Below are 10,523 nucleotides of genomic sequence, written 5' to 3'. Positions count from 1 at the left end.
ATGTGAAGGATCTTTACGTTTCACTGCCTTTCAGAGTAGTTTCTGTAGGACAGAGAAAAAGTGATAAGAAACTGTATCAGATGGTGATGAGCTCCTCGCCGGGAATCCTGGATGGCGATCATTATCACTTGGATGTAGCCCTTGAGAAAGGATCCTCTCTTCAATTGCAGTCGCAGTCGTATCAGAGGCTGTTCAATATGGAAGATAAGGCTGTTCAGGAATTGAATGTAATGATGGAAGATGAAACTTCTTTTGCTTACGTTCCCCATCCTATTGTTCCGCATGAAGATTCCAACTTCAAAAGTAAAGCGAATGTTCATATCGGGAAAAACAGCCAGCTCATTATCAGCGAAATTATTACTTGTGGAAGGAAGCATTATGGAGAAGTTTTCAAGTTAAGACGTTTCCAGAACCTTATGGAAGTCTATCACAATAATAAACTGGTAGTAAAAGATAATGTGGTGATTCAACCAGACCTTATTCCGATCAGTAGTATTGGCAATCTGGAGCAGTATACTCACCAGGGAACTTTAATTTTCTACAGTACAAAGGAAAATGTAGATAAGAACGGGCTGATTGAAGAGATTGTTGAAGCCGCAGCCCAGCATATTGAAGAAATGGAAGTTGGAGTTTCAGCGATGGAAGATAATGGTTTTGTAGTAAGAGCTTTAGGCCATGGCGGAGAATTGATGTACAATTTCTTCCTTCATGTTCAGGAAATCCTTTGGTCTTTGGAGTAAAAGAATATTGCTTTAATGAACTCGGTCACCCTGAGCGGAGTCGAAGGGTGCTAATGAGGACAAAAGATTTTATCACTCGCTGATTGAGCAGATAAAGCAGATTTACTTGCAGGTTTTGTACATAATCATCAGCGTAATCTCCAAAATCTGCGTGAGCGTCTATTCAATAGGAGCGGGCTTTAGCCCGCACAAATAAAAAGAAACAATCCATTGGCTTTAGCCAAAACATAAAAAAAATCTGAAACAACAGAATTAATAGAAAATGGACAGTACAGTTTGGGCATTGCTTTTAAGTGCCGTTTCAATAAGTTTTATACATACCGCCTCTGGGCCGGACCATTACCTGCCTTTCATCGTGATTTCAAAATCCAAGAAATGGAGCGGAATGAAAACTGCAATATTAACCATAGTTTGTGGGCTAGGGCACGTTCTGAGTTCCCTGATCCTTGGCTTTATCGGAGTATTTCTGGGCTGGCAGCTGAATAAAATTTCCTGGTTTCAGGATATCAGAGGGAATTTTTCAGGATGGACATTGCTGATCTTTGGGGGAGTTTATCTGGTATATGGTCTTATTCAGGCGATCAGAAATAAGCCACATAAACATTTTGACGTGATGGGTGATGATGTTTACGTATATGAACACAATCACAGTGAAATGGTAATGCCCCAGACAAGAATAAAAGTAACGCCGCTTGTCCTTTTTATGATTTTCGTAATGGGGCCTAGTGAACCTTTAATTCCTTTATTATTCTACTCAGGAGTAAAACATTCTATGTCTGAAATTGCTGTTCTGGTAACTTCATTCACTGTCACTACCGTTTTAACGATGCTTGGAATGGTTCTTCTGGGACGTTATGGCTATTCAACATTATTCAATACTGAAAAACTGGAAAGATACATGGGCGTGGTGAGCGGTGCTGTGGTAACAGTCTGCGGAGTTGGTATGGTCTTCCTGGGATGGTAAGGAGTTGCGTAGTTTGGGAATGAAACTGTTTAAAGTTTAAGGTTTGAAGTTTAATGTTTAATGTTGTCATACTTTCACTGATCATTAAGAATTCTTTCTTCACCATTCACTTGCGAAGCAAAATTAACCATTGACCTTTAAGTTTACAATGTCTCTCATCTCTTCGTCTCTCATTTCTTATCTCTCATCTATATAATCAATATTACAATTAAAAAACTATGAACGAATTTTTCAAAAAACTACCTTTTTTAGACCATATTTTAAAAGGAATAGGGCAGATTATGCTTCAGGAAAACAGATGGACCGGGCTTCTGTTTCTGGTAGGAATCTTTATGGGAAGCTGGCAGTGCGGAGTAGCGGTTTTACTTTCAACAGCAGCCGGAACTTTTACTGCGATGAAGCTTAAATATGCTCAATCTGAAATCAATGCCGGATTGTATGGCTTCAGTGCTGCATTGGTAGGGGTAGCATTGGCTTTCCTGTTTGAAACAACTCCGGTAATTTGGGTGCTTATTCTGTTGGGTGGAGCATTGGCGGCTATTATCCAGCATTTTTTTATTCAGAAGAAAATTCCGGTGTTTACTTTTCCTTTTATTGTGATTACATGGGTATTGGTATTTGTATTACACCATTTTACCCATATTCCGCCATCTGCGATGCTGAGCGCTGAGGTGGTTCCTTCCAAATATGATGATTTCCTTACCTGTACCAATGGTTTTGGTGAAGTTATATTCCAGGGGGGAGTTCTTTCAGGAATCATTTTCTTCATTGCTGTTTTCATCAGTTCACCAATAGCGGCTTTATATGGATTGGCTGCTTCTATTCTTGGTGCCGGATTATCACAGTTCAACGGGGAGCCTATTAAAGAAATCCACATGGGATTATTTGGATTTAATGCTGTTCTTTCGGCCATTGTATTTTCAGGGGTTAAAAAAACAGATGGTTTATGGGTTCTGATAGCGGTTCTTTTAACAATTGCCGTTGATGATCTTTTAATCGATAATCATTGTCTGGATGCTGTAGGTGGAGTCTTTACTTTCCCATTTGTTGCTGGAACATGCATCACCCTTTTCATTCAAAAAATATTTATTAAAACTAAAGCGTAAACTTAAGTTTGAGAGTGATAGAGTTTGAGGGTTTTAGAGTGGGAGTAGGATTGTTCAAAGTTTAAGGTTTAATGTTCAAGGTTGTGGTCCTTTCACTGGTGGCTGACAATTCACCATTCACTTGCGAAGCAAAATTGACCATTGCCTTTTAAGTCTACAATATCTATCATCTCTCCGTCTATTATCTATCATCTAACTTAATATTTAACTAAAACAAAAAATGAAAATAACTAAAATAGCAGCCGCTTTTCTTGTCATGGCATTCAGTGGAAAAATGATGGCGCAGGAAGTAGAAAAGCAGTTGTCGATCAAAGATGCAGAAGATAAATTCCCCATTGCAGATGTATTGGTAAAATACAATCACGGAAACAGCCACACGCACACAGGAACAGATGGTACTTTTGCCATTCCTGTTCAGTCACTTCCTGATACGTTGGTCATCAGCCGTCAGGGATATGATGAAGTAAAATGGGTGGTTACGAATGAAGACGATAAAAACAAGGTTATTTTTTTACAGCATAAGCCTTTTCAAATCTCTGAAGTAGCCATTAATCACAGTTCTTTTTTGTCTGCGATTACAAAGGTAGATCTGAATAAATTTCCTGTCAACTCAGCACAGGATTTATTGAGAAAGGTACCGGGATTGTTTATTGCACAGCATGCCGGGGGTGGAAAAGCCGAACAACTTTTTTTAAGAGGATTTGATGCCGACCATGGAACAGATGTAAGCGTAAATGTAGACGGAATGCCTGTGAATATTGTATCTCATGCCCATGGACAGGGATATTCTGATCTTCACTTTGTAATCCCTGAAACGGTCAACAATATTGATTTTGGAAAAGGATCTTATTATATGGATCGTGGAGATTTCAATACGGCTGGATACGTCGATTTTCAAACGTATAATGGGTTGAAAAACAGTATGATTAAACTTGAAGGTGGTTCGTTCAATTCCAAAAGAGTATTGGGAATGTTCAATATCCTGCATGATGATCTGGAAAGAAAAAATGCCTACATCGCTGCTGAATACAATTATACCGATGGCCCTTTTGATGTAAAGCAAAATTTCAACAGGGTTAATATTTTTGGAAAGTATAACCAATGGCTTACGGATAACGATTATTTTAATATCCAATTTTCAACATTCAATTCCTCATGGAATGCTTCGGGACAGATTCCGGAACGTGCAGTAGATGAAGGAATCATTGGCAGATGGGGAAGTATAGATCCTACTGAGGGCGGGAAAACTTCAAGAACCAATCTTCAGATGAATTTTAAGCATATTATTTCTCCTTCTGAACAGATTGATGCAATGGCTTTCTATTCAAAATATAACTTCAATCTGTATTCTGATTTTACATTTTTCTTAAAAGATAAAGATCATGGAGATGAAATTCAACAGACAGACGGAAGAAATATCTATGGAGCAGAAGTAAAATATACCAAAAGTTTCTCCCTTCCGAACAGCTCACTAAACTGGACTTCCGGAATCGGATTAAGAAATGATGATATCAATACTTTACAACTCAATCATGTTTATCACAGAGATATGCTGCTTGACAGATTATCTGATGTAAACGGAACAGAAACGAACCTTCATGCCTATTCAGGACTGGTTTGGAAAACAGGAAAATGGACAATCAATCCGGCGGTAAGGGTAGATCATTTTATTTTTAATATGCATAATCTGCTGGATCCTGAACAATTGCCTTCAGGACAGTCAAAAGAAGCCACAAGAGTAAGTCCAAAACTAAACTTCTCCTATGCTCAGAGTGATAATGTAATGTGGTTTCTGAAAACCGGCATGGGATTCCATTCCAACGATATGAGAGTAGTGGTGACCAATAAAAATGAAAATACACTTCCTTATTCTATCGGAGCTGATTTCGGAGTAAGATTACACCCGTTCAAATCATTGATTATTACGCCTACCATTTGGTATATGGATCTTCAGCAGGAGTTTGTATACGTAGGAGATGATGCTGTGGTTGAACCATCAGGAAAATCAAGACGTTTTGGTGCGGATCTGGGAATCCGTTTTCAGCCATTGGAAAACTTCTATCTGAATGCAGATATCAATTATTCCCATGCAAGATTCATCGAAGAAGAAAAAGGACAGGATTATATTCCGTTAGCACCGGTAGTGACCAGTACAGGATCTGTAAACTGGGATTTCCTGAACGGATTTTCTTTAGGACTTCAATACCGTTATCTTGGAGAAAGACCAGCAGTGGAAGACAATAGCATTAAAACTAAGGCTTACTTCGTTAATGATCTGGTATTGTCTTATAACCGTCCGAAATGGGGAGCCAATATTCAGGTCAATAACCTGTTCAATGTAAAATGGAATGAAGCCCAGTTTGCTACAGAAACCCAATTGAAAGGGGAAGCAGAACCTATTACAGATCTTACCTATACGCCGGGAAGTCCGTTTGGAGTAAGAGTGGGAGTGTACTATAAGTTTTAGAGTGAGAGGGTGAGAGGGTTTGAGTGTTGAAATGTAAAGCCATTTTCAAATTCATTCATTCTCAAATTTTCAAATTCTCTTCTCTCTACATTACAAATTTTGTCTAATTTTAATTAATCATAATATCGGATATGGAAGTATTATCCAATTTTCAGTATAAAAAACTTTTTCTGCCGAATATCACGGAGAAAATATTAGCCAATAATGCAGATATACAGCTTTACCGGATAGAGAATTATCTCAAAGGGATTTTGATGCCGGTGATTCCATACCGTACGACGTTTAACTTTATTATTTTCGTTACCAACGGACATATCAAACAGTATCTTGAAAATAAAGAATACCATGCTGAGAAAGGTGGAGTAATCTTTATCAAACAGGGAACAATTACTGCTACCATAGAGCTTTCCGATGATGTTGAAGGGTTTTTCCTTGCCTATGAGAATAACATTCTTTCCGAACAGGAATTACCCAAACATAAGAGCAGTATTTTCTTTATGACGCCTTTCCTGAATCTGGATAGTCTGACTTACGGAACCATTACCCAGCTTCTTCCCATTATGGAACAGGAGTTATGGCTGAATAATCTGAATATTAATGACGTGGTAGTCACCATGCTTCACCTTATTCTTATCAAAATGCTGAGCACAGATTCAGATACCCACCATAAATCTGCCACACGCCCTATGGAATTATCCCTTCAGTTCCGGGATCTTTTATTCAAATATCATGTGGGAGAAAAACGGGTAGCTTTCTATGCTGATAAATTATCCGTAACAGAAAGCTATTTGAATAAATGTGTAAAAAGTGTTACTCAGAAATCTCCAAAACAATGGATCAATGAGATCGATATCAATTACAGTAAAGCATTGCTGCATTCCAGTAAAGACATTGCAGAAATTGCCTATGAACTGAACTTTCATACAGCCTCCCATTTTACACAGCTTTTCAAAAAAATTGCTGGCATCACTCCAAAAGAATACAGAACCCAGTTTTTGAGCAATAGAGTGAAAGGGTAAGTCTGAGGCTGGAAGCTGGGAGAGGGAAGCTTGAAGTTCTTGAAGCCTCCAAAATCAATTGTTGGCTTTTTAACAGATTTATATTTATCTACAGGCCTATTGGATAACTAGTATTTACTCATGGTCTTTTGTCATTGACTGCGTCGAATCTTCGATTTCTGACGAAGGAAGAATCTCATATACAGATAGATTTCTTTCGTCAAAAATAAAAAACCAATATAAAAACATTAAAAAATTAAAAACGACATCCAGAATAATACCGTCGAATAGCACTTCCAGCCTCCAGCTTCCCTCTTCCATCCCACCTACATCTTCTCATTCTCCAGAATCTTAATCACCAGTTTCTCTTCTTTCGTAAGATCAGCTTTACCGTCATTTTCTTCAATGATTTCCAGCTCATCAAGATATTTTTTGATGGTATTGTTTTCATAGAGATTGATCACTAAAGGATGAACGTAATATTTTTTGCAGACGGCAGTGGTATTTCCCAGATGTTCAGCCACCATTTCCAAAGCTTCCTTTACTTTTTGTTTGTATTGAGTATCGTTTTCCGCATATCCAATTTCCTTGAAAGCAATCAGCGCGTTTACCGTTCCGGACCATGTCCTGAAATCTTTGGCTGTAAAATCATCACCGCTTATTTCTTTGATATAGTCGTTCACCATCCCGGAATCTATAGAATGCCGGTTTCCTTCATCATCGAAGTACTGAAAAAGCTCTTTGCCGGGAATATCTTTACATTTCTGAACCAGTCTCGACAATCTCTTACTTTTTAGATCAATATGGTGCATAATCCCTTTCTTTCCTTTAAATGAAAACGTTATTTTTTGACCTTTAACTTCAACATGTTTTTCCTTTAAAGTGGTGAGGCCAAAAGAACCGTATAGCTTCTCATACACATTATTACCAATACGGATGTTGGTTCTCTGCATCAGACTTACGATCAGAGCCAGTATTTTTCGCTTTTCAAAATTCCTTAAAGCAAGATCCTGCTCAATATGAAGCCTGATGTTGGGTAATGCATACCCGAACTGGAGCATTCTGTAAAATTTTGTATGATTTCTTAACGCACTCCATAAAGGATGATAACGATATTGCTTTCTCTTCTTAACATCAAAACCTGTGGCCTGAAGATGACCGTTTTCCAAAGCACAAATCCATACATTTTCCCATGCCGGGGGAATAACCAGTTTATTGATACGGGTTATTTCATCCTTATCACGGATTTTTTCTCCATCCTTATAATAAGAATATTTTTTTCCTGTTTTTTTGCGCGTGATTCCGGCGGTTTCTGCATCGGTGGTATAAATAAGATGTACCGCCTTTGCAGAAGCTTCCGGATCCTTCATGATTTTAACAATCTTTGATGGCTTAAGGTGAGAAATAATCTCCAAATCTGTATTCTTCTCCATAGGAAATGGTTAGGAGTTTTTACCCTTCGAAAAAATCAGGAAAAGAATTACTACGACTACAAATACTAAGAGGATTCCCCACCACATTCCTGCCTTAAAGATGGTCTCTACTGCGCTGCAATTTGTGAGTGTCAATACACTTAATATCATTATACTGTAAAAGCTCAATTTTTTCATAAGTGTAGATTTTATTGGTGTCTGTTAAATGCGGAGCTTGTCAGCCTTCCAGTTTTTGATGGATCTTTTGATCTCATCCCCTGAAATATTCTCATGAAGTGCCTTATACAAAAGCTCCTTAAATTCATCATCATAGGTAAACCTCAGGGCTGCAATCTGATCAAACCTTAATTTTTCAACTATTTCATCAGATCTTCTGTTAAAAATCTCGAAATACCGTTGTTTAAATTCAAAGATAACCATACGGTTCTGAAGTCCCAACGCATAATGCTGCCTGGTCATGAATGCCAGGTAAAAAAGCAGAAAAATCACTACTGAAAATAAAATCCAGACCAGCTGATTACTGGGATCATCCCAGATTTTATAGATTCCTAAAATCTCCAAAACAATTAATAAAGGGAGATAAATAAAATGATGCGGCGGATAAAATTTTCTGTGGTTATTATAGTTCTGCTGTTTCATAGGTGTAATGTAGCAATAATCTTTCCAAAAAATTATTATTTTAATATAAAAATGGATTTTATGGTATGAATTTTACTTTTTTAAAAGAAATATACAAGTTGAACGCGGTAATTATTTGTAAGGTGCGACTTATCAGTGATACTTTATTCCCCAGAGATTGCGCAGATTTAGACAGATGTTTATGCCTTATTGGTAAAGTTATTTAAATTTTTAAGATAAACAATGGCAAGCTATTAGTCATTAATTAGTTCATAAAATAATTTGTGCATCTGTGGCCGACAAAACATGTTCTTTATATTATCAGTCAGAATTCATAAAAAAAATAACATATTATAAGGAAAATAGGGACTTTATTTGATCCTCTGACTTCAAATTTTTCGTAACTTTCGGTGTTTAAAATGAAAAGAATGACTTCAAAGGAAAAAGTTGCTGCGCTTCGTGAAGAAATGCAGAAAAATAATGTTGATGCATTTATCGTATATTCTGCAGATCCGCATATGAGTGAGTACCTTCCTGAAGAATGGCAGGAGAGAGCATGGCTGTCAGGATTCTTAGGTTCTGCCGGTTTTGTGGTAGTTACGAAAGATAAAGCAGGTCTTTGGACAGACGGAAGATACTTTACACAGGCCGCTATTGAGCTGGAAGGTTCAGGAATCGACCTTTTCAAAGACGGAATAGAAGGAACTCCTAATTATATTGACTGGATTATTTCTGAAATTCCGGCTGGAGGTAAGGTTGCTGTGAATGCTTTAGCCGCATCTAATGCTAACTGGGAATTACTTTCTCAAAAATTGAATTCAAAAAATATTACCCTTGCTGATATTCCACTTCTAAAAGAGGTTTGGAAAGAAAGAGGAACTCCGTCTGCTAATCCAATCTTTGTACAGCCAGTAGAAAGAGCCGGGAAATCTGTAGCCGATAAACTTTCTGCCATCCGTCAGAAAATGGAAGAGCAGGAAGCTACCGTTCACATTATTTCAAGTCTTGATGATGTGGCATGGACATTAAACCTTAGAGGAAGTGATGTACAGAGCAACCCAGTATTTTTAGGATATATTGTCATCACTAAAAATGATGCTGTTCTATTCACAGGATTAGAAAAACTTGAAGTAGAAGCAAGAAAACAAATGGATGATTCATTTGTAAAAATGATGCCTTACGAAGAGTTTTATAACTATCTGAAAGCGTTCAAAAATGAAAAAGTACTGGTTTCTCCTAACAGCAACCAGCAGATTTTTGAAACCTTAAAGGCAGATAACCAATTTATCAAAGCTTCGGTACCAGGAAACCTGATGAAAGCCCAGAAAAATGAAACTGAGTTGGAAGGGTTCAGAACCGTAATGGTAAGAGATGGGGTAGCAATGGTAAAATTCCTTTACTGGCTGACTCACAACGCCGGAAAAGAGGCTATGAATGAGTATTCTATCGGTGAAAAACTGAGAGGTTTCCGTGCTGAAGGGAAAAACTTTGTAGGAGAAAGCTTCGGTTCTATCGTAGGATATAAAGACAATGGAGCGATTATGCACTATTCTGCAAAAAAAGAAGGCAGCAAGGAAGTGACCAATGAAGATACAATCCTTGTTGATTCTGGAGGCCAGTATCTTGAAGGAACTACAGATATTACAAGAACTTTTGCATTAGGAACTCCTTCTGAAGAGTTTAAAAGAAATTCTACATTGGTATTACAGGGCTTGATCCGTTTATCCATGGTAAAATTCCCTAAAGGAACAAGAGGAGTACAGCTTGATGCCATTGCAAGACTTCCGTTGTGGATGGAAGCTAAGGACTTCAACCACGGAACAGGACATGGAGTAGGAAGCTTTATGAATGTTCACGAAGGGCCGCAAAATATCAGAAAAGACTTAAATCCTCAGGAACTTCTTCCGGGAATGGTATTATCCAACGAACCTGGATACTATCTTGAAGGGCATTACGGAATCCGTCATGAGAACCTTATTGCTGTAAAAGAAGCAGAAAAAACAATTCATGGAACATTCTATGAATTTGAAACATTAACATTCTGCCCATTCTTTAAAGATACTGTGGTAAAAGAAATTCTTTCAGAAAGTGAAATCGCATGGTTAAATGATTACCATAAAACATGTGAAGAAAAACTGGCTCCTCATTTGGAAGGAGAAGTGAAAGAATGGTTCCTGCAATTGGTAAGCCCATTGTA

8 protein-coding genes are annotated in these 10,523 nt (G+C 37.7%); 6 read left to right on the top strand and 2 right to left on the bottom strand.

The features are described from left to right. Window positions 1–2: 2 nt before the first annotated feature. The 5 genes from BBH99_RS03755 (at window position 3) to BBH99_RS03735 (ending at window position 6,296) form a co-directional block, all read left to right on the top strand. On the top strand, window positions 3–740 hold the full coding sequence (locus BBH99_RS03755; protein ID WP_228390731.1) for an urease accessory protein UreD: 738 nt from the start codon (window positions 3–5) through the stop codon (window positions 738–740). A 262-nt stretch (window positions 741–1,002) separates the two neighbouring features. After that, on the top strand, window positions 1,003–1,704 hold the full coding sequence (locus BBH99_RS03750) for a hypothetical protein (protein WP_066692165.1): 702 nt from the start codon (window positions 1,003–1,005) through the stop codon (window positions 1,702–1,704). 218 nt (window positions 1,705–1,922) lie between these two features. Then, complete coding sequence (locus BBH99_RS03745; protein WP_066692163.1) at window positions 1,923–2,810, top strand: urea transporter; 888 nt, start codon at window positions 1,923–1,925, stop codon at window positions 2,808–2,810. A gap of 220 nt (window positions 2,811–3,030) precedes the next feature. Beyond that, window positions 3,031–5,277: a TonB-dependent receptor gene (locus BBH99_RS03740; protein ID WP_066692160.1), complete on the top strand. Its 2,247-nt coding sequence runs from the start codon at window positions 3,031–3,033 to the stop codon at window positions 5,275–5,277. Window positions 5,278–5,408: 131 nt separating this feature from the next. After that, window positions 5,409–6,296 (top strand): helix-turn-helix domain-containing protein, encoded by an 888-nt coding sequence (locus tag BBH99_RS03735; protein ID WP_066692159.1) that lies wholly within the window; start codon window positions 5,409–5,411, stop codon window positions 6,294–6,296. A gap of 305 nt (window positions 6,297–6,601) precedes the next feature. Here the strand turns inward: BBH99_RS03735 and BBH99_RS03725 are convergent, their stop codons facing one another. Next, a complete protein-coding gene (locus BBH99_RS03725; RefSeq protein WP_066692149.1) occupies window positions 6,602–7,708 on the bottom strand; it encodes a DNA topoisomerase IB in 1,107 nt (368 codons plus the stop codon). 201 nt (window positions 7,709–7,909) lie between these two features. Then, window positions 7,910–8,347: a DUF6526 family protein gene (locus BBH99_RS03720; protein WP_066692141.1), complete on the bottom strand. Its 438-nt coding sequence runs from the start codon at window positions 8,345–8,347 to the stop codon at window positions 7,910–7,912. A 407-nt stretch (window positions 8,348–8,754) separates the two neighbouring features. Between BBH99_RS03720 and BBH99_RS03715 the strand changes: the two genes are divergently transcribed. Next, window positions 8,755–10,523: aminopeptidase P family protein (locus BBH99_RS03715; protein ID WP_066692170.1), on the top strand; the 1,769-nt coding region annotated here is incomplete at its 3' end.

Origin of the sequence: Chryseobacterium contaminans, from assembly GCF_001684955.1 — a bacterium.
Lineage (GTDB): Bacteria > Bacteroidota > Bacteroidia > Flavobacteriales > Weeksellaceae > Chryseobacterium > Chryseobacterium contaminans.
Note: the sequence above shows the minus strand (reverse complement) of the source record. Positions and strands in the feature narration are given on the sequence as shown.